The organism is Nocardiopsis sp. L17-MgMaSL7 (assembly GCF_003182025.1).
In the GTDB taxonomy this organism is placed as follows: domain Bacteria; phylum Actinomycetota; class Actinomycetes; order Streptosporangiales; family Streptosporangiaceae; genus Nocardiopsis; species Nocardiopsis prasina.
Genome location: NZ_QGTF01000004.1, coordinates 176,211 through 200,867, shown reverse-complemented (window position 1 = coordinate 200,867; position 24,657 = coordinate 176,211). Strand labels below are relative to the sequence as shown.

At 72.3% G+C, this 24,657-nt stretch carries 25 protein-coding genes; 11 read left to right on the top strand and 14 right to left on the bottom strand.

All coding sequences use genetic code 11. The features are described 5' to 3' along the window. Positions 1 to 43: 43 nt before the first annotated feature. Positions 44 to 1,285 (bottom strand): MFS transporter, encoded by a 1,242-nt coding sequence (locus BDW27_RS08710; RefSeq protein ID WP_110048927.1) that lies wholly within the window; start codon positions 1,283 to 1,285, stop codon positions 44 to 46. 64 nt (positions 1,286 to 1,349) lie between these two features. Next, entirely contained in the window at positions 1,350 to 1,733 is a 384-nt protein-coding gene (locus BDW27_RS08705) for a VOC family protein (RefSeq protein WP_110048926.1), read from the bottom strand. Between the two features lie 234 nt (positions 1,734 to 1,967). Here BDW27_RS08705 and BDW27_RS08700 point away from each other — a divergent pair, with 234 nt between their 5' ends. After that, entirely contained in the window at positions 1,968 to 3,017 is a 1,050-nt protein-coding gene (locus BDW27_RS08700; protein ID WP_017544664.1) for an NAD(P)-dependent alcohol dehydrogenase, read from the top strand. Positions 3,018 to 3,069: 52 nt separating this feature from the next. On the opposite strand, the gene BDW27_RS28140 is transcribed toward BDW27_RS08700, so the two are convergent. After that, positions 3,070 to 3,141, bottom strand: a complete 72-nt coding sequence (locus BDW27_RS28140; protein ID WP_370446473.1) for a hypothetical protein — start codon at positions 3,139 to 3,141, stop codon at positions 3,070 to 3,072. Here BDW27_RS28140 and BDW27_RS08690 point away from each other — a divergent pair. Both BDW27_RS08690 and BDW27_RS08685 read left to right on the top strand, forming a co-directional pair. After that, positions 3,140 to 3,364 (top strand): hypothetical protein, encoded by a 225-nt coding sequence (locus BDW27_RS08690; protein WP_233515694.1) that lies wholly within the window; start codon positions 3,140 to 3,142, stop codon positions 3,362 to 3,364. The two genes, BDW27_RS28140 and BDW27_RS08690, sit on opposite strands and share 2 nt — an antisense overlap. A 135-nt stretch (positions 3,365 to 3,499) precedes the next feature. Beyond that, positions 3,500 to 4,285, top strand: coding sequence for an SDR family oxidoreductase (locus BDW27_RS08685; RefSeq protein WP_017544663.1), 786 nt, complete (start codon positions 3,500 to 3,502; stop codon positions 4,283 to 4,285). Between the two features lie 64 nt (positions 4,286 to 4,349). Here BDW27_RS08685 and BDW27_RS08680 read toward each other — a convergent pair whose 3' ends face one another. Beyond that, on the bottom strand, positions 4,350 to 5,246 hold the full coding sequence (locus BDW27_RS08680) for a VOC family protein (protein ID WP_017544662.1): 897 nt from the start codon (positions 5,244 to 5,246) through the stop codon (positions 4,350 to 4,352). After that, positions 5,243 to 5,923: a class II aldolase/adducin family protein gene (locus BDW27_RS08675; protein WP_110048925.1), complete on the bottom strand. Its 681-nt coding sequence runs from the start codon at positions 5,921 to 5,923 to the stop codon at positions 5,243 to 5,245. Before BDW27_RS08675 ends, BDW27_RS08680 begins: the two co-directional genes overlap by 4 nt. A gap of 188 nt (positions 5,924 to 6,111) precedes the next feature. On the opposite strand from BDW27_RS08675, the gene BDW27_RS08670 reads away from it, so the two are divergent. The 7 genes from BDW27_RS08670 to BDW27_RS08640 all read left to right on the top strand — a co-directional run bounded on the left by BDW27_RS08670 (position 6,112) and on the right by BDW27_RS08640 (position 12,433). Continuing rightward, complete coding sequence (locus tag BDW27_RS08670) at positions 6,112 to 6,849, top strand: FadR/GntR family transcriptional regulator (RefSeq protein ID WP_017544660.1); 738 nt, start codon at positions 6,112 to 6,114, stop codon at positions 6,847 to 6,849. A gap of 115 nt (positions 6,850 to 6,964) precedes the next feature. Then, positions 6,965 to 7,792: an ABC transporter permease gene (locus BDW27_RS08665; RefSeq protein WP_110048924.1), complete on the top strand. Its 828-nt coding sequence runs from the start codon at positions 6,965 to 6,967 to the stop codon at positions 7,790 to 7,792. Continuing rightward, positions 7,789 to 8,718 (top strand): ABC transporter permease, encoded by a 930-nt coding sequence (locus BDW27_RS08660; RefSeq protein ID WP_110048923.1) that lies wholly within the window; start codon positions 7,789 to 7,791, stop codon positions 8,716 to 8,718. The genes BDW27_RS08665 and BDW27_RS08660 overlap by 4 nt, the downstream gene beginning before the upstream one ends. A 10-nt stretch (positions 8,719 to 8,728) precedes the next feature. Further along, a complete protein-coding gene (locus tag BDW27_RS08655; protein ID WP_233515693.1) occupies positions 8,729 to 9,550 on the top strand; it encodes an ABC transporter ATP-binding protein in 822 nt (273 codons plus the stop codon). A 76-nt stretch (positions 9,551 to 9,626) separates the two neighbouring features. Next, positions 9,627 to 10,604 (top strand): ABC transporter substrate-binding protein, encoded by a 978-nt coding sequence (locus tag BDW27_RS08650; protein ID WP_158543569.1) that lies wholly within the window; start codon positions 9,627 to 9,629, stop codon positions 10,602 to 10,604. Between the two features lie 88 nt (positions 10,605 to 10,692). Continuing rightward, entirely contained in the window at positions 10,693 to 10,953 is a 261-nt protein-coding gene (locus BDW27_RS08645; protein ID WP_017544655.1) for a tautomerase family protein, read from the top strand. A gap of 1 nt (position 10,954) precedes the next feature. Continuing rightward, positions 10,955 to 12,433 (top strand): aldehyde dehydrogenase, encoded by a 1,479-nt coding sequence (locus BDW27_RS08640; RefSeq protein WP_110048920.1) that lies wholly within the window; start codon positions 10,955 to 10,957, stop codon positions 12,431 to 12,433. 94 nt (positions 12,434 to 12,527) lie between these two features. Here BDW27_RS08640 and BDW27_RS08635 read toward each other — a convergent pair whose 3' ends face one another. The 7 genes from BDW27_RS08635 to BDW27_RS08605 all read right to left on the bottom strand — a co-directional run bounded on the left by BDW27_RS08635 (position 12,528) and on the right by BDW27_RS08605 (position 20,592). Next, the gene (locus tag BDW27_RS08635) at positions 12,528 to 13,340 is read right to left on the bottom strand and encodes a DUF1295 domain-containing protein (RefSeq protein WP_017544653.1); all 813 of its coding nucleotides are present in this window, start codon (positions 13,338 to 13,340) and stop codon (positions 12,528 to 12,530) included. Continuing rightward, positions 13,337 to 14,650: a cyclopropane-fatty-acyl-phospholipid synthase family protein gene (locus BDW27_RS08630; RefSeq protein ID WP_110048919.1), complete on the bottom strand. Its 1,314-nt coding sequence runs from the start codon at positions 14,648 to 14,650 to the stop codon at positions 13,337 to 13,339. Before BDW27_RS08630 ends, BDW27_RS08635 begins: the two co-directional genes overlap by 4 nt. Beyond that, the gene (locus BDW27_RS08625) at positions 14,647 to 15,906 is read right to left on the bottom strand and encodes a cyclopropane-fatty-acyl-phospholipid synthase family protein (protein WP_017544651.1); all 1,260 of its coding nucleotides are present in this window, start codon (positions 15,904 to 15,906) and stop codon (positions 14,647 to 14,649) included. The genes BDW27_RS08630 and BDW27_RS08625 overlap by 4 nt, the downstream gene beginning before the upstream one ends. Next, positions 15,903 to 16,706, bottom strand: coding sequence for a DUF1365 domain-containing protein (locus BDW27_RS08620; RefSeq protein ID WP_110048918.1), 804 nt, complete (start codon positions 16,704 to 16,706; stop codon positions 15,903 to 15,905). Before BDW27_RS08620 ends, BDW27_RS08625 begins: the two co-directional genes overlap by 4 nt. Then, entirely contained in the window at positions 16,700 to 17,992 is a 1,293-nt protein-coding gene (locus tag BDW27_RS08615) for an NAD(P)/FAD-dependent oxidoreductase (RefSeq protein ID WP_110048917.1), read from the bottom strand. Before BDW27_RS08615 ends, BDW27_RS08620 begins: the two co-directional genes overlap by 7 nt. Positions 17,993 to 18,212: 220 nt before the next feature. Continuing rightward, the gene (locus BDW27_RS08610; RefSeq protein ID WP_110048916.1) at positions 18,213 to 20,135 is read right to left on the bottom strand and encodes a hypothetical protein; all 1,923 of its coding nucleotides are present in this window, start codon (positions 20,133 to 20,135) and stop codon (positions 18,213 to 18,215) included. Between the two features lie 133 nt (positions 20,136 to 20,268). Then, entirely contained in the window at positions 20,269 to 20,592 is a 324-nt protein-coding gene (locus BDW27_RS08605; RefSeq protein WP_017544647.1) for a hypothetical protein, read from the bottom strand. A 316-nt stretch (positions 20,593 to 20,908) separates the two neighbouring features. On the opposite strand from BDW27_RS08605, the gene BDW27_RS08600 reads away from it, so the two are divergent. Further along, entirely contained in the window at positions 20,909 to 22,381 is a 1,473-nt protein-coding gene (locus BDW27_RS08600) for a bifunctional phosphatase PAP2/diacylglycerol kinase family protein (protein WP_110048915.1), read from the top strand. A gap of 19 nt (positions 22,382 to 22,400) precedes the next feature. Here the strand turns inward: BDW27_RS08600 and BDW27_RS08595 are convergent, their stop codons facing one another. Next, positions 22,401 to 23,375, bottom strand: a complete 975-nt coding sequence (locus BDW27_RS08595) for a phosphotransferase (RefSeq protein ID WP_110048914.1) — start codon at positions 23,373 to 23,375, stop codon at positions 22,401 to 22,403. Positions 23,376 to 23,479: 104 nt separating this feature from the next. Next, positions 23,480 to 24,220 (bottom strand): maleylpyruvate isomerase family mycothiol-dependent enzyme, encoded by a 741-nt coding sequence (locus tag BDW27_RS08590; protein ID WP_017544644.1) that lies wholly within the window; start codon positions 24,218 to 24,220, stop codon positions 23,480 to 23,482. Positions 24,221 to 24,657: the final 437 nt, after the last annotated feature.

The following is a 24,657-nucleotide window of genomic DNA, read 5'->3' as shown; positions in this document are numbered from 1 at the left end:
GCCCGCCGACGCGTGCGCGGGTCGCCGACCCGCCTGTGAGGGATCATGGTGGGCTGGCGGCTCGGCCCCCGCGAGGCAGGAGGAACCCGGCCAGTGCCATCGCCACCGCGGCGGCCAGGAGCGCCGCCCGTGCGTCCACCAAGCTGGCCACCACTCCACCGACCAGGATGAACAGCGGCTGCGAGACCGTCGTGGCGAAGGCCCAGAGCGTGGCCACCCGGGACATCAGGGCATCCGGGGTCTCCAGCTGCCGGTACCCCGCCATCGCCGAGTTGGCCGCGGCGGCGAACACCAGGAGCAGACCGAACCCCGTCCCGCACATCAACAGGCCCACCGGACCGGGAACCGCGAAGGGGATGAGGAAGTACCAGGGGCCGCGCAGCAGGGAGGCCCACCGCAGGGTGCGCAACGCGCCCAGCCTCCGCACCAGCCGGGGCACGAGGCGCGCCCCCAGCAGACCGCCGAGCGAGGGTACCCCCATGAGGAGCCCGTACTCGAACGCGCTGAAGCCGAGGTCGCGCATGTAGAACACGGCGGTCAGCGGGGCCGCCATGGAGGATGCCCCGGCGAACAGGACCCAGCCGAACAGGATCGGTCTCAGGGTGGGGTGGCCCCAGACGAAACCGAGCCCGGCGAAGAGCTCCTCACGCCGCGAAGCTCCCTCCCCTCGCGCGGGACGCACGGGCGGGGCGGGTTCGGGCTCACGGATGGTCCGGACCGCCAGGGCGCCGAACAGGTAGCCCACGGTGGTGGCCGCGAGCGCGCCGACCGCCGACAACGCGGCGATCAGCGCACCGGTGAGGGCCGGGCCGAGGGAGATGCCCAGCCACCGTGTGGATTCGAGGCGGCTGTTGGCGTCGATGAGCCCGGACGGTGAGACCAGGGACTTCAGGTGGGCCTGCGACGCGCCGGTGAAGGCGATGGCGCAGACGGCGTTGACGGCCGCGACCGCGCACAGGTGGGTGTAGGTGAGCGCGCCGAGCGCGTGGGCGGCGGGAAGGCTGGCCAGGGTGACTGCCCTGAGGAGGTCGCCGCCGATCATGACCGGGCGTTTGCGTGCGTGCTCGACGACGCGGCCGACGTGGAAGGCGACCAAGACGGTGGTCAGCGCGGTGATCCCGGCCAGGAGTGAGACCTGCCAGGCGGCGGCGTCCAACACGACGACGGCGATGACGGGCAGGGCCACCAGGCCGACGGCCGATCCGAACTGGCTGACCGCCGCACCGGCCCAGAGGCGGCGGAAGTCGCGGTGTCCGCCGACACCGTCGATACGGGGGGAGGGCATCCGGCCGATGCTACCGGCGCTGTGCCTCCCCCATGCGGGGTGCGGGCACCGTCCCGCGCGTGGACTACTCCTGGATGAGGCCGATGACGTTCCCGGCCGGGTCGGTGAACCAGGCCACGAGTGGTGTGCCGCCACGGACGACGCCCTTCGCGTCCTGGTCGAAGTCGTCGTACCGGAGCATCGTGATCCCCCGGTCGACCAGGCCGTCCACGGCGGCGTCGATGTCGTCCACGGTCAGGTTGAGGACGGTGAACACGGCGGGCCGGTGGTCGGGTTTCGGGTAGACGAGGATGGCGCGGTCGTTGCCGAGGTCGATCTCCAGCAGGCCGTACTCCTCCATGCCGGGTACGTCCCTGACGGCGAGGCCGAGGGTGTCACCGTAGAAGGCGCGGGCGGTCTCGGTGTCGGGAACCGCGAAGGAGCCGAAGGCCCTGGTGCTGTCGAACATGGTGTCCTCCCTGAGGATCGCTGTGTTCTCACCCGTACTGACCCTGGGCGTTCACGCAACTCACCGGGAGGATCGGTGGATCGGGGTCAAACAATGCGGACGGTTCCGTGCACGCCCCTTGGGTGACGTGCGGGTCGCCCGGTGTTAGCTTCGCGTGGACTACCGGGCACGGCAGTGCCCTGTCCTCGGTGCCCCCCGAACGGGCGCCGCGCCTCACGCGGGGGGAGACCGCACATGCGCGCAGTGGTGTTCGAGAACTACGAGGTGTTCCCCTCACTCACCGACGTCCCCACCCCCGAACCGGGCCCCGGGGAGGTCCTCCTGCGGGTCGCGGGCGCGGGCGCGTGCCACTCCGACATCAGCGTGTACCGCCTGTTCAAGGAGGGGCAGCCGGGCGCGCAGAAGCCGCCGTTCGTCCTGGGGCACGAGAACGCGGGCTGGGTGGAGGCCGTCGGCAGCGCGGTGAGCAAACGGGTCCGGGTGGGCGAGGCCTACCTCGTGTACGGCCCGATCGGCTGCCAGCACTGCCGCAAATGTGCCGCAGGACTGGAGACCTACTGCGAGAACGTGGCGACCATGCCCTACATGGCGGTGGGTCTGGGCCGTGACGGCGGGATGGCCGAGTACATGACCGTGCCCGAGCGGCACCTCATCCCGTTGGGTGACGCCGACCCCGTGGCCGCCGCGCCGCTGGCCGACGCCGGACTGACCCCGTACCACGCGATCAGGGCCGCGCTGCCGCACCTGAGCGGCGGGGGCCGGTACGCGCTGGTGATCGGCCTGGGCGGGCTCGGGCAGATCGGCGTGCAGATCCTGCGTGCGCTGACCGGGGCCACGGTGATCGCCACCGACGTCAAGGAGGAGGCCCGTGCCCGGGCGGAGGCCAACGGAGCGATCACGGTCGAGGCCGGGGAGGCGCAGGTGGAGCGGATCAGGGAGCTCACCGGGGGCCGGGGCGTGGACGCGGTCTTCGACTTCGTCGGCGCGGGGCCGACCGTGTCGACCGCGGCCGCGTCCGTGGCCCAGGGGGGCCGGGTGAGCATCGTGGGTATCGCGGGCGGCACCCACGAGTTCTCGTTCTTCACCAATCCGTACGAGTCGTACCTGACCAACACCTACTGGGGTTCGGTGGCCGAACTGTGGGAGGTGGTGGACATGTACCGGGCGGGGCAGATCCGGCCGGACGTCGAGCGGTTCTCCATGGACGACGCCCTGGAGGCGTACCGGAGGCTGGAGGCGGGAGACATCAGCGGCCGCGCGGTCGTGGTGCCCAACGAGAGCTGACGGGCCGTCGCGCCCCCGGTTCCGGTCCGGGCCGTAGGGCGGGGCTCCGTGGTCAGGCCGTCCGGCCCGCCCGTTCCCGGGCGTGGTGCCGGGCGGCCTTCGCGCGGTTACCGCAGCCCGACATGGAGCACCAGCGGCGGGTGCCGTTCTTCGAGGTGTCGAAGTGGGACGCACGACGGGGCGCCCGGAGCCGGGGCCACGAGCACGATCCGGACCGCTCCCGGTTGGAGGTCTCCTACCACCGGGGGCGGCGGTTCGTGGGAGCGCTGACGGTGAACCGCACCTCGCGTCTGGCCGCCCACCGGGAACGGATCAGCCGGGAATGGGGACGGGGCACCTCTGTGTAGCCCCCTCGGCACTCCGGGTCCACCGCCACCGCCCTCGACGCTGCCCCAGCCCCCACTGACCAGGCCCCGCGTGTCCCAGGTCTCCCCGGTACTGCCAAGATGCCGTCAGCAGTCGTAGGAAGTCTGAGGAGAACAATGGATCTGGGAATCGCTGGGAAGGTCGCGCTCGTGACCGCGGCCAGCTCCGGACTGGGCCGCGCGATGGCCGTCGCGCTGGCCGCCGAAGGGGTCCGGGTCGCGGTGACCGGCCGCAACGAGGAGCGTCTCGACGAGACGGTCGCGGCCTGCCGCGCCCACGGAGTGGACGCTGTCGGAATCGCGTGGGACCTGGCCGACCACGGGCGCGCGGGTGAGGTCGTGACCCGCGTGGTCGACGAACTGGGCCCGGTGGACATCCTGGTCAACAACACCGGCGGCCCGCCGCCCACCCCCGCGCTCGGCCAGGACCCGGCGCTGTGGGAGGACATGTACTCCGCGATGGTGCTCCCGGTGATCGGTCTGACCGACGCCGTGGTCGGCGGTATGCGTGAGCGCGGCTGGGGACGGATCATCACCAGCACGTCGGGCGGACCGATCACGCCCATCCCGAACCTGGGCGTGTCCAACACCTTGCGTGCCTCGCTGCACTCCTGGTCCAAGACGGTCGCCAACGAGGTGGCCGCCCACGGTGTGACCGCCAACGTCATCGTCCCGGGACGGATCGCCACCCCGCGCGTGGAGTCGCTGGACCGCGCCCGCGCCGAGCGGGAGGGGACGTCGCTGGAGGAGACCCAGGCCAAGGGTCGGGCCACGGTCCCGGCGGGCCGCTACGGCGACCCGGAGGAGTACGGCGCGGTGGCCGCGTTCCTCGCCAGCAGGCAGGCCGCCTACGTCAACGGTTCGATCATCAGGGTCGACGGCGGCCAGATCCCGTCGGTCTGAGTCCGGAACGGGCGGGAGACGGGGGCGGTGTACGGCTGCCCCTCCTCCCGCCCGGTCGGGCGGGTCAGTCGGACAGAGCGATGCTGTCCGACGACACCTGGTGCTGGGTGCTCACCCGCTTGTTCTCCCCGAGCCACATGTCGATGGCGCCCGGCTCGTTGAGGTCGAACCAGCGGGGCTGCCAGTCCTCGTTCTCGGGGATGCGCCGCACGCCGAAGGAGTACTCGTAGGTGAGGCCCTCCGGCCCCTTAAAGTACAGGAAGATCGCGGTGGACTGCGGGTGGCGGCCGGGCCCCTGCTCGATCTCCACACCCTTGCTCTTGAGGAAGTTCCAGGAGCGCATGACGTCGTCGATGGACTCCACCTGGAAGTTGATGTGGCACAGCCCGGGGCGCTCACCGTGGAAGACCGCCAGCTTGTGGTGCACCGGGTCGATGCGCATCAGGCAGGCGACGTCACTCACCCAGTCCGAGACCCTCGCGTTGAAGGTGCCGGTCCAGAACCGTCCGGCCTCGTAGATGTCGGGGGCGTCGAAGCAGATGTGCCCGAACTCGGTGATCCCGGCCGGACGCGAGAAGGCGACCGGGGTGGTCAGGTGCGTCTGGCCGACGACCAGGTCGATCCGGTTGCCGAAGGGGTCCTCGAAGGTCAGGTAATCGTGGACCCTCCTGGACCGCGCGCCCTCCTTGCCGCCGCGCCGCACGGGCAGACCGGCGGCCTCCAGCTCGGTCTCGGCGTCGGCGAGCGCGTCGAGGTCGGCGACGGTGAACCCGGAGCTGATCACCCCGGACTCCCCCTCGACGAAGGCCAGACAGTGGTGGCGGTGGTCCACCCGCAGGTAGGCGACCCCGTCCTGTTCCTGGACCAGCTCCATGCCGACGACGTCGGTGGCGAAATCGACGGCGGCGCGAAGGTCGGCGGCGCCGGAGCGCACGTAGGCGATGTCCTTGAGTTCGATCATGGTCGCGTGGATCTCCTTTGGGGGGTTTCCTCGTTGGCGAGGTACAGCCAGATGCGCGAGCACAGCTCCGGCGCCACCTGGCGCCAGGCCCGTTGCTCGTCCTCGGCCAGGGGGCGGGCGGTTCCGGCGGCGGAGGCCGTGGCGTTCATGAGGGCTGAGCGTTCCAGCACCCACATGAGGGCGACCGCCTCGGCGACCGAGGCGCCGACCGTGACGGCTCCGTTCCCGCGCATCAGGACCGCCGGACCCCGGCCGAGGTCGTGGGCGAGCCGTGCGGCGTGCTCGGGGTCGCGGACCAGCCTGGGGTCCTCGTGTACCGGGACGGCGGGTCCCAGGAAGGAGCCCTGCCCGTGCAGGGGGACGACGGGCACCCCGGCGGAGGCGAGGGCGGTCGCGGTGGGGGGCTGGGCCCGGCAGATCGCCCCGACGTCGGGGCGTGCGCGGACGACGGCGCGGTGGATCCACCCCTCCTTGGGCAGGGAGGGGCTGAGGGTGTCGGCGGTGGGGTCGAAGGGCCGGACGTCGTCGGGGGTGAGGGCGCCGAGGGGGACCCCCCGGGTCATGGCCCAACCGCCGTCGCGGGTCCGGGCCGAGACGTGCCCGAAGGCGTCGACCAGGCCGTGGCGGGCCAGTGCGGTTCCGGCAGCGATCAGTGCTTCGGTCGTCGTGGGGTCCACGGGGTCTCCTGAGGAGGCGAATCGGGGGTGGGCGCGGTGGCGCCGGAGGGAGCGGGGAGACGGGCGCCCGGAGGGTTTCTGAAACGGTGGCCGCGAAGGGAGCCGAAGGCCGCCGAACCGCCCTCGGAGACAAAGGGCAGGGCCCTCACCTGGGTGATTCGCCGGAAGGTCGTATAGTTATGATCATTATGGCGAATCGTTACAGCGACTGGCCCACCATGGGCGCCCCCCTGCCCGAACGCATGTCCAAGGCTGAGGGCGTGGTGCGCCACATCAGCGGCATCATCATGAACAAGCAGGTCAGCCCAGGTGACCGCCTCGGCACCAAGGAGGAGCTGCGCCAGCGGTTCGAGGTCTCCGTCGGCACCTTCAACGAGGTGGTCCGGCTCCTGGAGACGCGCGGTCTGGTGGAGGCGCGTCCCGGCCCCCGCGGAGGCATCTTCGTCAGCTCCCCCAGCGCGCACATCCGGCTGAGCCACCTCATCCTGGGGCTGGGAGACGACGCGTTGTCGGTCGCCAACAGCCTCGAGGTCCGCGAGGCCCTGGAGGCCACCATCGCCGAGCACGCGGCGCGGGAGGCGGGCACGGAGCAGATCCGACGCCTGCGGGAGATCGTGGCCCTGATGGCGGATCTCAGGAACGACCCGGCCGGCTATCTGGCGCGCAACTGGGAGCTGCACGAGGAGATCGCGCGGATCTCCCCCAACCAGCTGCTGAGCACCCTGTACGTATCGCTCCTGGACACCGCGCGCGAGTCGGTGCGCGAGATCGCGGCGGACCCCGGCTTCGAGGCGGGTTTCGAGGCCAACCTCCAGCTGCACCGCAACCTGGTGGACGCCATCGCCTCGGGTGACGCCCGGCTCGCCAGACGCGCGGCCGACGAGCACACTCCGCCGCGCAGCAGCACACGCACGCCGCCGGGCTGAACCGGACGGGAGGGGCGACGGGGCGGGCTTCGTGGAGTTCGGGGAACGCACATTGACATATTAACCATAATCAATAGAGTGATTGCATTCCGTCATCCTCCAGGAGCGTTCCGACGTGACCCCCCTGAACTCCCTCACGCGGCGTGGTCGCCTGGACCACGGTCCGCGCACGTCGATCCTCGGCACCTTACGCCGGGGGCTCGTCGGCGTCGTCGTCGCCCTGTGCCTCGCTGAGGCCGTGGCCCGCTGGGGTGTGGACTCGTCCGCGCTGCCCCCGGTCTCCGTGGTCCTGGCCAACACCGGGCGGCTCCTGGTCGACCCGGCCTTCCTGACCGAGGTCGCCGCCACCCTCACGGCCGCCGTCACCGGCCTCGGCATCGCGGCGGTCGCCGGTGTCGGCCTGGGACTGCTCCTGGGCTCCCTGCACTGGGTCGAACGCGCCTCCTCGGTGGTGGTGGAGTTCCTCCGCCCGATCCCCTCCGTGGCGCTCATCCCGGTGGCCATCCTCGTCTTCGGCCAGGGGTCGGAGATGAAGGTGGCCCTGGTGACCTACGCGGCACTGTGGCCGATCCTGTTCAACACCCTCTACGGGGTGCGGGCCGTGGAGCCGCTGGCCAGGGAGTCGGCCCGGGTGTTCGGGGTGCCCCGGCTCGCGGTCCTGGCCCGGGTGGTCCTGCCGTCCACCGCCCCCTTCGTCGCCGCCGGGGTTCGGATCTCGGCCGCGATCGCGCTGATCGTCACCGTCAGCGCCGAACTGCTCGCCGGTGCCGCCGAGGGCCTGGGCAGCTGGATCCTGCGCATGAGCTCGGGCGGTGCCAACACCGACATGGTCTACGCGGGGACGATCGTGGCCGGGCTCCTGGGTCTGGTCGTGAACGGGCTCCTGCGCGCCGGTGAACAGCGACTCTTCCGCTGGAAGCGCCTCATGGAGGAACAGACGTGAAGACGTTCCCGACGGTGGAGCCGACCTCGCACGCGCGAGGTCCCGGCATGGTGCGACCGGCACCCGCGAACCCCGGCCAGGGGGCCCAGGGGCCTGCACGATCGGGCCGGACCGCCCGCGCCGGACGCACTCTGGGATCGTTCCTGCTGCGCTGGGCCGTCCTGGCGGGACTGCTGCTGGTGTGGGAACTGGCGGCGCTGAACGCGCGTTCGCCGTTCTTCCCCCCGCCCACCGAGTTCCTGGCCCGCGCCGGTGAACTGTGGCTGCCCTCGGCCGAGGCATGGCTGACCGACAGCATGCGCGACGACGTCCTGCCCAGCCTGGCGCGCATGCTCGCGGGTCTGGCCCTGGCCACCGTCACGGCGGTCGCCCTGGGCGTGGCCATCGGCCTGAACCGACGGATCGGCGACTACATCGACCCCGTCATCCAGTTCGCCCGCGCGCTGCCGCCACCCGCGCTCATCCCCCTGTTCCTGGTGCTGTTCGGTCGCGACGACCTGATGCGGGTGCTGCTGATCGCCTTCGGGACGTGCTGGCCGATCCTGATCAACACCATCGAGGGTGTGCGCTCCATCGACCCGCTCAAGCACGCCACCGCCCGTGTGTTCGGCGTCCCCCTGCACACACGCCTCACTCGCATCGTCCTGCCGGGAGCCTCGCAGAAGATCCTCGCGGGGGTGCGCACCGCCCTGGCGCTCGGTCTCATCCTGATGGTGATCTCCGAGATGGTCGCCGCGACCGGGGGGATCGGCTACCACATCGTCCAGGCCCAGCGCGGTTTCCAGATCCTCGACATGTGGGCGGGGATCGCGCTCCTGGGCGTCCTCGGATACCTGCTCAACCTCGCCCTGACCCTGGTGGAGCACCGGCTGCTGGCCTGGCACCGGATCGCCAACCGCCCCAGTTCCGAACCCGCGGGCCAGTGAGGCCCCGACCATGAGGACCACACCCATGCTCGACGTCAGAGGCCTGACGCACACCTACGGCAGTGGTGCCACGGCGCACACCGCGCTCGCGGACATCAGTTTCTCGGTCGCCGAGGGTGAGCTGGTCTCCGTGGTGGGACCCTCCGGATGCGGCAAGACCACGCTGCTGCGCGTCCTCTCCGGGCTCCAGCGCCCCACCGGCGGCGAGGTCTCCTTCCAGGGACGGCCCGTGAACGGTGTGCCCGAGGGACTGGCGATGGTCTTCCAGGACTACGCCCGGTCCCTGTACCCGTGGCAGACCGTGGCGGGCAACGTCCGCTTCCCCCTGCGCCACCTGCGCCTGGGACGCGAGGAGGCCCAGCGGCGAGAGGCGGAGTCGCTGGCCGCCGTGGGGTTGGAGGGGCACTCCGACAGGTACCCCAGCCAGCTCTCCGGAGGCATGCAGCAGCGGGTGGCCATCGCCCGGGCCCTGGCTTACCAGCCGGGGGTCCTGCTGATGGACGAGCCCTTCGCCTCCATCGACGCCCAGACCCGTGAGGACCTTGAGGACCTGGTCCTCAAGGTGCGCGAACGCTACGACATGACCATCGTCTTCGTCACCCACGACATCGACGAGAGCGTCTACCTCGCCGACCGCGTGGTCGTGCTCTCGGGCCCGCCCACCACGGTCGTGACCACCATCGACGTGCCGCTCCCCCAGCCGAGGGACCAGATCGAGACCAAGGAACTGCGGGAGTTCGTCGCCCTGCGCGGCGAGGTCGCACGCCTGATCCGGCGCCCCTCCTCCGATCGGGCGCCGGAACCGCTCCACAGCCACTCCGGCAACGACTGACCCAGCAACCAGCCGGGTGCGCGGCCCCCTACCGCGCCCCGCCGACCCCCCAAGGCGCTAATCCATCATGATGAATATGTCCGATACCCCGTCGACGAGCAGGCGCTGGACCGTGGCCTGCGCCGGTGCCGCGCTCGTCCTCGCCGCCACCGCCTGCTCCGATTCCTCCGAGGCCGACGACGGTCCCACCGACGAGACCACGACGCTGGTCGTGGGCATCACGCCCATCATCGACCACGCCTCCGTGTTCATCGCCATCGAGGAGGGCTTCTTCGACGAGGAGGGCCTCAGCGTGTCCGCCCAGCCCGTGCAGGGCGGTGCGGCCGCCGTCCCGGCGATGGTCTCCGACGACCTCCAGGCGGCCTTCGCGAGCTACCCGTCCTTCTTCCTCGCCGAGAGCCAGTACATCGGCGTGACCATCGTCGCCGAGGGCGTGCGGGGCACCGAGGAGACAGCGGGGATCTACGTGAACGACGACTCCCCCATCGAGGCACCCGAGGACCTTGAGGGCAGGACCATCGCGGTCAACACCCTGAACAACATCGGTGACGTGAGCATCGCCGCCTCGCTGGAGGAGCAGGGGGTGGAGACCGCCGGGATCGAGTTCGTGGAGTACCCCTTCCCGGACATGGTGCCCGCCCTCGAACAGGACGCCGTGGACGCGGTCTGGCTCGTGGAGCCGTTCCGCAGCGGCGCCGAGGAGGACGGCGCCCGCAAGGTCTTCTCCTCCTACACCGGGATCGCCGAGGGCATCCCGGTCTCGGGGATCGGCATGGCGGACGAGTTCGTGGCGGCCAACCCGACCACTGTCGAGGGCTTCACGCGAGCGATCGAGCGCGCCAACGGCATGCTCGCCGAGGACCCCGCCATCGCCGCGGAGATCGTGCAGACCTACTCCGAGACGACCGAGGAGCAGGCCGAGGCCATGGAGCTCCCGGTGTGGACCGAGGGCGCGGTGGACGTGGACGAACTGGGCCGCTGGAACGACCTGCTGCTGGCCACGGGTGTCCTGCACGAGCCCATCGAGATGTCCGAACTGACCCTCCAGGACTGACCCGTCCACGGCCGGGGTCGGCGCCGCCACGTGTGGCACCGACCCCGGCCGGGACCGCACCGGCCCGACCCCTCACAGGAGAGTTCCCTTGCCCCTGATCGAAGTGACCCTCACCGAGGGCCGGGACCCCGCGCGGCTGCGCGAGCTCATGCGGTCCGTGCACGAAGCGGTCGAGACCAGCCTGGACGCCCCCGCGCGGAGCATCCGCGTCATCGTCCGCGAGGTGCCGCCCACCCTTTGGTCGGCCGGAGGCACCACCCTGGCCGAGCAGCGCGGCCTGGACCGATCCGATACCGAGCACGCGGCGGACGGCGTCGGCGTCGGCGCACCCGCTCCGGAGGGGAACTGACATGGCCGGGGCACAGTCGGACGTCGAGCTGTTCGGCCACGTCATCGACGGCGAGGAGATCACCGCCGGGGACGGTCCCGGCTTCGACAGCGTCGATCCCTACACGGGCCGCCCCTGGGCCCGCTTCCCCCTTGGCAGTGGGGCCGAGGCGGACCTGGCCGTGGACGCCGCCCGCCGGGCCTTCGACTCCGGACCGTGGCCGAGGATGAGCCGCTCCGAGCGCCGTGCGATCCTGCACCGGCTGGCCGATCTCGTGCTGGAGAACCGCCGGGACCTGGCCCTGGCGGACACCCGTGACATGGGCAAACCCGTGTCGCAGAGCCTGAACAAGGACGTTCCGCGCACCGCTGAGAACCTCCGGTTCTTCGCCGACCACGCCGCCCTCACCCCGGCCGAGCTGTACCCCTCCGACACCGGCCACCACGCCTACACCCGCTACGAACCGGCCGGTGTGGTGGTGGCCATCGCGCCATGGAACTTCCCCCTGATGCTGGCGAGCTGGAAGATCGCTCCCGCGCTGGCCTGGGGAAACACGGTCGTGCTGAAGCCCGCGGAGGACTCCCCCGCCTCGGTCACGATCCTGGCCCGCCTGGCTCTGGAGGCCGGGATGCCGCCCGGGGTGCTCAACGTGGTGCACGGCTACGGCCCCGACTCGGTGGGGTCTGCGCTGACCGGCCACGCCCGGGTGGACCGGGTCACCTTCACCGGTGAGAGCGCCACCGGGACGGCGGTGGCGCGCGCGGCGGCCACCCACCTCACCCCGGTCAGCCTCGAACTGGGCGGCAAGGGCGCGAACGTGGTGTTCGCCGACGCCGACATCGACCAGGCGGTGGAGTGGTCGGCGCGCGCGGCCTTCACCAACGCCGGGCAGGTGTGCCTGGCCGGGTCGCGGCTGTACGTGCACCGGTCGATCGCGGAGGAGTTCACGCGCCGCCTGTGCGGGGCCGCGGACCTGTTGGTGCCCGGGGACCCCAAGGACCCGGCCACACTGCTGGGCCCGCTGTCCTCCGGGGAGCACCACCGCAAGGTGTCGGGATACCTCGACTCGGTGGCGGAGTGGGGCGGCACCGTGGCGACCGGTGCGGCGGGACCGGGGCTGTTCGTACGTCCCACCGTGGTCACCGGCCTGCCGAAGGAGGCACCGCACCGCAATGAGGAGGTCTTCGGTCCGCTCGTGACGGTCACCCCCTTCGACACCGAGGACGAGGTGGTGGCGGAGGTCAACGACAGCCCCTACGGGCTCAACGCCATGCTGTTCACCGAGGACCTGTCCCGCGCCCACCGCGTGGCCGCCTCCCTGAGGGTGGGCACGGTGTGGGTGAACTGCTTCTTCGTCCGCGACCTGCGCGCACCCTTCGGCGGGGTGGGTCGTTCCGGCCTGGGCCGCGAGGGCGGCACCTACAGCCGCGAGTTCTTCACCGAGCCCAAGGCCGTGGTGGTGCGCGTCGGCGAGGACCCGGGGGCGGACGGGGCCGCCTGATCGGCCCCCGTCCTGCGAACCGCCCCCGGCCGGGGCCACTCCACACCCTCCGGCCGGGGGTCTGCCGTGTTCCCACGCGAGACCGCGCGGGGGCTCACTCCCGGGCGGCCGCCCTCTTCGGGGGCAGCGGAACGAAGGCGCTGGTCCGGGCGACGTACTCCGACCAGCCGGGTCGGCCGGACATGTGCTCGTCGAGCAGTCGCTGGCCCGAACCACGGGTGAGCAGGTAGGTCATCAGCAGGGGCGCGGGCAGGGTGAGCAGCACCCACCAGGACCCGGCGGCGACCAGGAACAGGCCCCACCACACGAGGGCGTCGCCGAAGTAGTTCGGGTGCCGGGTCCAGGCCCACAGCCCCCGGTCCATGATCCGGCCCCGGTTGGCGGGGTCGGCCTTGAACCGGGCGAGCTGGGCGTCGCCGACGGACTCGAACGCGAACCCGGTGAGCCAGACCAGCACGCCCAGGAACGCCAGCCAGCCGAGCGGACCGGCGGTGTGGGCGGCGACCTGCAACGGGAGCGAGATCAGCAGGAGGAGGGACCCCTGGAGCAGGTAGACCACCCGCAGGGCGTGGAGGTTCCGGTTGCCCGGGGCGTTGGCGAGGAACCTTTCATACCGGGGGTCCTCGCCCTTGCCGCGGCCGCGCAGCCCGATGTGGACGGCCAGTCGCAGACCCCACACGGCGGTGAGGGCGGCCAGCAACCAGATCCGCGCGGGGTCGCCGGTCCCCGTGGCGGTGGCGACCACGGCGGTGGACACGGCCACCCCGACGAAGCCGAGCCCCCAGGCGACGTCCACGACGCCGTGGCGTCCCACACGGACCGCGACCGCGAAGGTGGCGAGCATGACCGCGCCCACCACGACCGCGGTGACCGCGAGGTTGAGCAGGAAGGCGGTGAGGGCGGTCATCGTGTCGCCACCGCCTCGGCGACCGGTTCCGCGCTGGTCTCGTCCCGGCTCACCGGGTCCGGGCGGACCGCCAGGATCTGGTCCACGCCCATGCGCCCCTCCTCGAAGGCCAGTGACCCTCCGGCCAGGTAGAGGCGCCACACCCGGACCGCCTCGGGCCCCGCGAGGGCGACGAGTTCGTCGAACCGCCGCTCCAGCGCGTCCGTCCAGGCGCGGGCGGTGCGGACGTAGTGCTCCCGCATGGCCCGTACGCCCCGCACTTCGAGCCCCGCGTCCTCAAGGAGGCCGACGGTCTCACCGAGCGGACGCATGTGCATGTCGGGCGCGATGTAGCGCTCGATGAAGGGGCCACCGCCGGGGTGGGGTCCGCGCCGGGACATCTGCTGGACCAGCAGGGCGCCGCCGGGGCGCAGCAGACCGTGGAGCTGGCGGGTGAACGGCGCGTAGCCGTCACGGCCCACGTGCTCGCCCATCTCCACGGAGGCGACCGCGTCGAAGCCGCCGGGCCCGAAGGTGTCGGGGGCGACGTCGCGGTAGTCGAGCAGGCGCACGTCCACGAGCTGTTCGAGCCCCTCCTCCTCGGCGCGCGCGAGCACGTGGTCCCGTTGCCGGGCGGACAGGGTGAGCGCCGAGACGTGCGCCCCGTACCAGCGGGCCGCGTGCAGGGTGAGCGACCCCCACCCGCACCCGACGTCGAGCAGCCGGTCCCCCTTGTTCAGGCGGAGGGTGTCGCAGACCAGGTCGAGTTTGGCGCGCTGGGCGTCGGCGAGACTCTGGCCGGGATCGTCCTCGTCCCAGAGCGCGCACGAGTAGGCCATGGTCTCGTCGAGCAGCAGCTCGTAGAGGTCGTTGCCCGCGTCGTAGTGGTGGGAGATCGCGGCTGCGTCCCGTTCCCGGGAGTGACGCCGTCCCCTGACACGGGCCTCGGAGACCGGAGGGGGCGACGGCGGTCCGACCACTCCCAGGACCACGGCCGTGCGGGCGATCCTCGCCCAGGTGCGCGGGCCGGGGAGCGACGTGCCGTGTGCCTCAACGGACGCCCACACCCCGCGCAGCGCGTCGGTGAGGTCACCCTCGACCTCGACACCACCGGTGACGTAGGCGCGGGACAGCCCGAGTTCTCCGGGGCGGGCCAGGACGTGACGCAGGGCGTCACGGTCGCGGACGGTCACGCGCGGGGCGCCGTGCGGTCCGGTCTCGCTGCCGTCCCAGGCCCGCAGTCGGACCGGGAGGACCCCGTTGAAGAAGGCGGCGACCAGGGGGCCGAGCAGGTGGGCGACGCCCCGGGGGTGCGGGTGGGTGGTCGTCATGCGGCACGCTCCATGGTGATCTGTTCGACGTCGATGAGCCCGGACCGGAACCCGGCCTCGCAGTAGGCCAGGTAGAAGGTCCACATGTGGCGGAAGGTGTCGTCGAAGCCGAGCGAACGCACCTGTTCCGCCGCCCCGGCGAAGGTCTCGCGCCATACGCGCAGGGTGTCGGCGTAGTCCCGGCCGAAGGCGAGGCGGTCCGTGATCCGCAGTCCGGTCCGGGCGGCGAGCTGTTCGCGGACGGCGGTGACCGAGGGGATGAGCCCGCCGGGGAACACGTATTTGTGCATCCACGTGTAGGAGCCCCGGGAGGCCCTCATCAGGCGGTGTTCCATGGTGATGGTCTGGAGGGCGACTCTTCCGCCGGGCCGGACCAGCCGGTCCAGTGCGGCGAAGTAGTCGGGCCAGTAGCGTTCGCCGACCGCCTCGACCATCTCGCAGCTGACCACCGCGTCGTGGGTGCCGGTGGCGTCCCGGTAGTCGCACAGCTCCACGGAGACCCGGTCGGACAGTCCCTCGGCGGCCACGCGCTCCCGGGCGAGGTCGCGCTGTTCGGTGGAGAGGGTGAGGGAGGTGACGTGGGCTCCCCTGCGTGCGGCGCGCACGGCCAGTTCACCCCAGCCGGTACCGATCTCCAGCAGCCGGGTGCCCTCCCCGACCCGCGCGGCGTCCAGGAGCCGGTCGGTCTTGCGTGCCTGGGCACGGGCCAGGCCGTCGGCGTCACGCGGGTCGTCGTCGGTGAACAGCGCCGACGAGTAGGTCATGGTGCGGTCGAGGAAGAGGGCGAAGAGGTCGTTGGAGAGGTCGTAGTGGTGGCTGATGTGGCGACGGGCCCCGGCGCGGGTGTTGCGGTCCGAGGACGGGCGGCGCGGCAGCGTGAGGTGGCGCAACGGCTGGAGCGGCTTGGGGACCAGCTCCTCGTAGTGCTCGGCGAAGCGGGTGAGCACGGCGACCGGGTCGGGTGAGTCCCACTCCCCCGCCATGTACGACTCCCCGAACCCGATGAGGCCGTCGTGGGCCAGGCGGGCGTGGAAGGCGTCGGGGTCGCGCAGCCACAGCACGGGGGCGCCCCCTTCGGTGAGCTCGGCGGGTGGTGCTTCCTGGCCGACGTGCAGGCGGATCCCCACGGCAGGGACGGCGCGGGCGGCGATCAGGCGGGCCACGGCGGTGCGCAACCGGCTGTTGGGGACCCTGGCCACGTCGGGCCAGCGGCGCGGGTCGACGGCGCCGGGTGGGTGGGGGTTGGTCGCGGTCATGGTCGTGTTCCTCGTGGTTGGGGACGGCCGGGACTGGGGCGGGCGCTGTCGGGGGCACGCGTGCGGGGCCCGCGCGCATCGGTGCGAGGGCAGCCGGCTTCGGGGCGTTCCCGGATGGGGAGGCCGCGCAGGTGGAGCCAGACACCGTGGACCCTGATGCGGGCCGCGTTGACCAGCGGCGCCAACGGGTGGCGCACGGACAGGCGGAGCAGCTGGGCGAGGGTCGCGGGGCGGCGACGGCCGCGCACGGACGCCGTGAAGGGAGGACGGCCCTCACGGTGGAGGGCGACGGTGAGCGCGAGCCGTTCGCCGGGCTCGGGCAGGCTGAGCCGGTACTCGCCGTCGACCTCGTTGAACGGGGAGACGTACAGGGCCTTGGGCACGGTGGCCCGCCCCCGCTGGTCCGGGTGGAGGAGATAGCGGTGGCGGTCGCCGTAGGTGTTGTGGACCTCGGCGACGACCGCACGCGGGGAACCGTCGGGGTCGTGGCACCAGTAGACGGTCAGCGGGTTGAAGACGTGCCCGAACACCCGGGCGTGCGCGAGCATGAACACCCGGCCGCCGTTCAGGTCGATCCCGTGTTCGCGCAGGTGGAGGACGATGTCGGCGCGCAGGGTCGCCGCACGGCCGTCACCGTGGTCGGCGGGGTGGAACCCCGCCAGGGCTCGCAGCGGCCACGGGAGGCGGGGCGGGGCGTCGAGGTCGACCAGCCAGTAGTACGTGCGGTGCTCGAAGGCGTGCCGGACGGGCTCGGCGCGGGCGTGCCGCACCGTGGCCTCGTACAGGGCGGGGATCACCACCGCCTCCCCAGGGCGGCGGCCGCCTCGACCCCGGAGCGGCAGCCGTCCTCGTGGAACCCCCAGCCGTGGTGGGCCCCGGCGAAGGCGAGGACGGGGGTGTCCAGGGAACGCAGCCGTCCCTGCGCGGCCACCGACTCCGGGGTGAAGACGGGGTGGGCGTAGTCCATGGCCGCCACCACCCGGTCGGGTTTGACGTCGTCGTCGGCGTTGAGCGTGACCACGTAGTCGGTGCCCTCGGGCAGCCCTTGGAGCCGGTTCATGTGGTAGCTGACCCGCACCGGGGAGCCGCCCGGGTAGCAGGAGGTCAGCCGGTGGTTCCAGGAGGCCCAGGTGTCCCGGTCCGAGGGCAGGACCGAGGTGTCCGTGTGCAGCAGGGTGTGGTTGCGCGTGTAGGTGAAGGCTCCCAGGACCTCCCGTTCGTCGGCGGAGGGGTGTTCGATGAGCGCGAGGGCCTGGTCGGCGTGGGTGGCGACCACGGCGGCGTCGAACTCCAGCACCTCGGAGTCGGTGCTCAGCCGCACCCCGTCCCCGTTGCGGGACAGGGCCCGCACGGGTGTGCCCAGGCGGACGGAGTGCAGTCCCGCCAGTACACGTTCCACGTAGGTGTGGGAGCCGCCCTCCACGGTGCGCCAGCGCGGGGACCCCCAGACGCCGAGCATGCCGTGGTGCTCCAGGAAGCCGAACAGGTGTCGGGCCGGGTAGTCCAGGGCGGTTCCGGCCGGGCAGGACCAGACCGCCGACACCAACGGCAGGAGGAAGTGCGCGGTGAAGTAGGGGGAGAAACGGTGCCGGTCCGCGAACTCCCCCAGGGTGGGGCCGACCACCGTGCCCCCGGGGTCGACCCTGCGGGCCACGGAGACCAGGCGACGGGCCGCCTGGTGGAAGCGCGGGATGTCGAGGAGCATGCGGACGTGGTCGGCGCTGCGCCGGGACCCGCTCGGCCACAGCGCGCGCACCCCCCGTGCGCCCGCGTATTCCAGACCGCAGCCCTCGCAGCTCACCGACAGGCTCATCTCGGTGGGCCGGGTGGCCACGCCGAGTTCGTCGAAGAGCCGCAGGAGATGGGGGTAGGTGCGGCGGTTGTGGACGATGAAGCCGGAGTCGACACCCAGTTCGCCGCCGTCCGCCCCGGGAACGCGGTGGGTGTGGGCGTGGCCGCCTGGGCGGTCGTCGGCCTCGAACAGGGTGACGTCGTCGTGCCGGCCGAGGATGTACGCGGCCGTCAGTCCGGAGACGCCGCTACCGATGACCGCGACCCTGCGACGCCCGGTGTGGTGTGTGCTCATGCGTCCTCTCGCGAAACAGGTGTCTGGCTGACACCAGTGATTCGGAGCAGGTCGGGGAGCGGATTGGTGGTAGTTGGGAAAAAAAGATTCACGGATTGCGAGAGGAGGAGCCCAGGGGGTCAGGGATGCCAGCCGTACACGCGGGCCCCTCCTGACTCAGGGAGGAGACCACCGCCCCGGGGACCGCCTCCGCTCGGAGCCAGCCCCCTCCCGGACGGACTCAGGGCACCAGGCCGTGGACGTCGGCCGCGCCGGAGCCGTGGGAGACCACGGCGCCGGGGACGGCGACCAGCCGGTGCTCCCCGGGTACGTCCTTCGCGGACGGACCGATCTCCACGCGTTCCCCGCCGAGACCGCCGGCCGCGAGCGCGAAGGAGTGGACGCCGCGTTCATCGGCCTCCCGATCCACGTAGGGGATCAGGAGAGCGTCGTCCAGGACGACCGCCTGGTCAAGGAGTTCGGGGGCCGGTTCCCCGGCCACGTCCATCGTGACCCGAGCGGTCACCTCGCCCCCGGGGTCGGCCGTGAGGACCTCCACGGCCTGCGCGGTCCCCGGGTAGCGGCCCTTCAGCGCGAGGACCGTGCCCGCGGTGTCCGCGCGCAGGACCCGGTCCACCCCGGGTCCGAACCGCCCGCGTGGATCCCGCGCCTCTTCCGGGTGGCCGAGGGGCTTCCCGGTGCGCGGGTCGAGCAGGAACAGTTCGCCGTAGGTCCCGAACCGGAGGGCACGCGCCTCACCCTCGGAGAGAGCCGCACCCTCCACTGGGCCGAGGTCGAACCGGTCCCACGACCGGAGGACGGGGTGTTCGTGCCGCCACACCTCCTCACCGCTGGCGAGGTCGAGAGCGGCGACGGTGGCGACCGCCGAGTCCAGGGACTCCCCGTGGGCGAGGATTCCTTCGGAGCCGTCGGCGGACGCGAGCGGAGGGGCTGGGGCGAGCGTCCTCTCCCCGTACTCCCGCTCGTCCGCGCAGGCGTGGGCCACCACGACCAGCCCGTCTCCGGTGCCGGGGTCGGTCGTCGGCCACACGTCCCGCTGGAGCTCGCAGTACAGACCCTCCCCCTGTGGGACGAAGGTCCACCGCGTCCCTCCGGTCCCCGTCGCCGTGCGGTCGAACGCCCGCGCCTCGATCCCCCTGGTCCCGGCGTCGTCGCGGTACTCGTGCAGGGTGGTCGACCGCGCGTACGCCACCAGCTCCTCCAGGTGGGGTTCACCGGGGATGATCCCGCCGGTGGCGGGGTCCAGCGCCGTACCCGTCATGGAGATGTTCCCGGAGTCCCGCGTCAGGAAGAGGACGTCGTCGAGGAGTCGCGCCGCGACCCCCTCGCCGTGCGGTTCGCGATAGGTCCACAGCTCCTGCCCGCTCGGGCCGTCCAGGGCGATGACCCCGTCCGGCAGCACGAGGATCGGTCCCCGGGGCCCGGCCTCCACGCGCTCCACCCGTACACCCGGCGGAGGAGACCAGACCCACCCCTCGGCCCCGACACTGGAGGGGACGGACGGCGATTCGCCGAGGTCGCCCGCGACGACCGTGTGGATCACTCTGGGATGGGTGACCGACGCGGCAAGCCCGGCGACCAGGACCACGGCGACGACCCCGGCACCGGCGGAGGTGACGGGGAGGAGGGGGCGCGAGCGGCGCCCGCGCGCGTGTCCCGCCCCGGCCGAAAGGAGCCCGGCCGCTGCCAACAGCACCACGCAGGACCAGATCAGGACGCCGGTTTCGGTGAAGGAGTGCGCGTGGACCGAGGCCGGGAGCAGGGCGTCCCGGGGGAAGTGACGCACGGCGAGCAGAGCCAGCACCGCGGCACCCACCGCCACCAGCGTCCTTCCGATCCCGAGCGCCCTCGGCGAAGTGTCCTCCCCGCCCGCGCTCACGCCCGACCGGGGCAGGAGAGGGCGCTGAACGACCAGACCGGCCGCCGCGATCAGGCCCAGTAGGAGCCAGGAGGTGGTGGCGTGCGCGGGGATGTCGGCCACGCGCTCCGTTCCGGTCAGAGCGGCGACCGGTTCGAAGGTCAGGGCCAGGCCGACCACGGCGAAGACCAGGGAACCAGCGAAGAGCCCGGCCCCGGTCCAGGCGAGTGCGGCGCGCAGGGGCTCCCGCGAGGGCGGATCCGAGGCGCTTCGGTGGTCGTTCACTCGCCCCGCCCCTCCCCGCCCGCGACAGCCCCCTCGTGTGTCCGCACCCCGACGGCCCGTCGTGCGAACGACAACCTGGCAGCGGCGGGAGGGGCCACTCGAAGGGGCCCGAAGCCCCGTGGCAGGAGCGGGTTCAGTGGTCGGCGGACGCCGCGGGACGAGGGTCCAGCCCGAGCCCGGAACGCAGGTCGGCGCACACGTCCTGGCAGGTCTCGTCCCTGGTGACGACGTCCACCTCGCCGCCACGCGCCCAGCGGGCGAGCTGGTCGGCCCATTCGGAACGGGGCATGGACACAACATCCGGGGGTTCGATCCCCTCACTGGCCGCACCCGGGGCTCCGTCCGTGAGCACGGTGACCCGGCAGTCGGGGTGGAGTTCGGAGAGGTCGACGGTGAGCGGCTGCTCGGAGTGCAGGACCACGACGTGGATCGGGTCGGGGGTCTCAGTGGTGGACATGGGCGCCTTTCCTCAGGGGGGAACGCCCGAAGACCTACTCTCCCTCACCCCCTCCGAAACGTCTTTCACCGGGCCGGAACCGGCCACCCAGGGACGACCCCGCACAGTGACGGGGATCCCACCCCAAGCCGAACAGGACAGGCTAACCTCAGAACAGGTCCACGGAGTTCCGGTGGTGCGAACCGCTGAGCCGTGGCGCTCGGGGGCGACGGCCCTTCCCCAGTCGTCGCCCCCGAGCACCATCTCCCTTCCGGCCGCTTCTCGGGGCGAAGCGCGCCTTATGGACAACTCATCCGGTAGCCACCAGGCTGGCCCCATGAGACTGCTCCCTCGACTCCAACGCATCGACCAGCGCGTCTACGATCGTGTGACCCGAGTGGGCACCCCCTTCCTGGACGGCTACACGCCGAAGTTCGTGCAGAGCACCGACAACATGGCGCCATGGGTCCTGGTCTCCGCCACACTCGCGGTCACCGGCGGCCCACGCCTGCGCCGCACCGCGCTGCGGGCGATCGTCGCCGCCGGGCTCGCCAACGCGGGCGCCACCGCGGTCAAGTACCTGGCACGGCGCTCCCGCCCGGACAGCTCCGCGGTACCGACCGCCCGTGTCCCCTACCGCACCTATGCCAGCTCCTCCTTCCCCTCAGGTCACACCGCCGCCGCGGTGGGCTACGCGGGCGGTGTCCTGTCCGACGCCCCGCTGCCGCTGTCGGTGCTGGTGTCCGCCATGGCGGGCGCCGTGGGCTTCTCCCGCGTGCACAGCGGGGTCCACTACCCGGGTGACGTGCTCGGCGGGGTCGCGGTCGGCGCCGCCTCGGCTCTGCTCGCCCGCACCCTCCTCCCGCCCCGCCCCGAACTCGTCTTCGGCGCGAGCACCGCCCCCGCCGGAGAGGCGGACGTGGACCCGGAGGGCTCGGGGGTGACCGTCGTGGTCAACCCTCGCGGCGGCGACACCGGGGTGCCCACGCTGACCACCGCCGACACCACCACCAGGGTGGCCCGCCAACTGCCCCGGGCACGGATCGTTCCGCTCTCCGCCGACGACGACGTCGCCGCGGTGATGGACGGGGCGGCCCGCGACTGCGAGGTGCTCGCGGTGGCGGGCGGCGACGGGACCGTCAACGCCGGGGCCACGGCGGCGCTCACCCACGACCGGCCGCTGCTGGTGCTGCCGGACGGTACCCTCAACAACTTCGCCCGCACCCTGGGACTGACCTCGGTGGAGATCGCCCTGCGCGCCTATCAGGGCGCTCGGCTGGCCCGGGTGGACGTGGGCGAGGTCGACGGGCGTGTCTTCCTCAACACGTCGTCGTTCGGGTCGTACCCGCGCATGGTGGAGGAGCGCGACCGCTGGGCGGACCGGATCGGCAAGTGGCCCGCCTTCGCGCTCGCTCTCTGGCGCGACCTGCGGGAGGTCCAGCCCACCCCGGCGCTGGTGGACGGACGCCCCGTGAAGGTGTGGTGGGCGTTCGTGGGCAACTGCCGGTACCGGACGCACGCCCGGGTTCCGGGTCTGCGGGAGAGCCTGGACGACGGACGGTTGGACGTGCGGGTGCTGCGCGCGCGCTCGCCCTTCCCCCGACTGCGTGCCCTGGCGGACGTGCTGTTCGCCCGGACGGTGTCCGGGGCGGGCTACACCGAGCGGCTGACCGAGTCGCTGACCCTGTCCATTCCGGACGAGCCCCGGCTGCTGGCCGTGGACGGCGAGGTCGTGGAGGGATCGCCCGAGGTGGTCTTCCGCAAGCGCCCGGGGGCACTGCGGGTGTTCGTGCCGCTGGTCAACGGCTGAGCCCGGGCCCGCCCCCGGCTCAGAGCTCCAGACGGCGCAGGATCGCGCCGAGGTCCCGCCAGGCCTGCTCGGTGTCGGGGCCGCGCAGGTGCGGGGCGGCGAACCAGTCGACGAACTCCACGACGTCCTGGAGGTCCCAGCGCAGCCGGTACAGGGTCAGGAGCGCGGAGTCGGGCCGGTGCCCGGTGGCCCGGGCGTAGCGGGCGAGTTCGTCGGGGTCGTCGGTGACCAGCCACAGGTCGCGCTCGGGGACGGCCAGGCCCACGGTGTCCCAGTCGACGAGCAACGGACCGGACCCTCGCCACAGCAGGTTGCCCGGGTGCGGTTCGCCGTGGGTGGTGACCGCCCGCGCGTCGTCGACCTCGGCGGCTCGGTGGCCGAACTCGTCCAGACGCTCCCGCAGGACGGCGCCGTGGGTGGAGAGCAGTTCGGCGGTGGGCCCCGCGAAGGGGCCGTGGTCACCGATGCCCTCGGGGGCGGTGGTGAGCCCGGCCAGCCGGTCGGCTCCGTCCAGGGTCGGCGGGGTGGCCCGGACGTCGGAGGGCGGGGTGCGCCCGTGCAGACGGGCGAGCGTGTCCAGGACCCGGGCCCGCTGTTCGGGCGTGAGCCGCTGCCCGAAGTCGCCGGGGGTGCCCTCCATGTGCGGGAAGACGCTGAGCGCGTAGCGGTCGCCGATCCTCAGTGCGGTGACACCCTCGGTGGAGCGGAGCGGGGCCACGACGAAACCGAGCCCGTGCACGTCGTGCAGGTCCGCGGCGGTGTCCATTGCCCGGCGCAGGTTGCGCAGGGCGGTGTCGGGGTCGCCGCCGAGGAAGGGCTTGTGTGCGAGGTCGGCCAGCGTGAGGAACCAGCGCCGACCGGAGGTGTCGGTGGCGCTCCAGTGGTGGTCGCCGAACCCCAGGGGGACGTGCGTCAGCACCTGCGCGTGGATGCCCCAGTCCGCCAGGGCGTCCTTGATCTGGTGTTCGTCGAAGTCAACGGGCCTGTCCAACATGGCTGTGAAACTAACACCCCCCGCCCCGTCGGGACACGCAGTTTCTTCGTGCGCCGCTCCGTCCCCGGAGCACGTGGCACGCGGCCCGCGGACGTCGCCTCGGGTCACTCGGTCTCGGCGACCTTGAGGAACCGGGCGAAGCCCTGCTCGTCGCCGGTGATCCGCAGCGAATCGGGATCGGCGCGTCGCCACAGGGTGAGCAGCAGGTCGGAGGCGGCGCCCTCCACCGTGGTGTTGGCCCGGGTCACGCCCTGGATGACCCGCCAGTGCTGGCCGGTGTGGTCCACCGACCAGGAGCGGTCGACGTCGGTGGCGGTCAGCAGCACCGCGCCGATCGGGCCGACCGGTTCCCGGGGCAGGTCCAGCATCTCGGCCAGGCCGAGGAAGAAGGTGAGGAACTCGTCCACGCCGTCCGAGGCCACGTCGGCGGGAAGCCGCGCGGGGCCTCCGATCGCGTTGAGCATGTCCCACGCGTGCACGGCGGTCTCCTGGGCCATGCGTCTGTGGATGAAGGCGCCGTTCTTCTGCGGGGACCAGGTCCAGCGCGGTTCCTCGGGGTCCAGCGCGGTGAGGGCGGTGAGGGTCTCGGCCAACCCCTCCCGGTACCAGTCCAGGAGCTCCTCGTCCTCGGGACGCTCCGGCTGTACGTACCCGTCGTCGGGGTCCCGGATCTCCCCGGAGGCGACGGACCTCCAGAAGTGGTGGGTCTCGCCGACGTGCCAGACCAGGTCGGAGACGTTCCACTCGGGGCAGGTGGGCACGTGCGCGTGCGGCCTGCCCTCGGCGGCGTCGGCCAGGAGAGTGCCGCTCTCGCGGAGGACCGTGAGGTGTCGAGGCGTGTCCATGTTGGGAAGCTAGCACCCAGCGCTGGCCGAAGTTCGGTTTTACACAAGCTGGATTCTCGAAGAATCGGACTCCGTCAGCGTGCGAAGCCTGGTCACGGGGCCAGGACCTCCGCCAGGTCGGTGAGGGTGTCGACGGACCGGTCCCGCGTGTCCGGGGCTTGCGATGCCACTGCCCGTCGGGGAAACGCCCCGAACCGCCACGCGACGAGGGGATCGCCATGAGGCAGGGCCGTCCGCGCGGGTGACAGACCCCTGGGGAGCGCGCACCGCCGGCCCCGGTGGGTTCGGCGCGCGGGCGGACGCCGAACGGTACTTCATCGTCGATGGGACCGGCCCGGGTACTCGCCGACACCGTGGGGTGAGACGGCGGAGCGATGCCCGTCTCGCCGACGGTCAGGGTCCAGGAGGCACCGGAAATGTCGGCACCCGCCGATAGT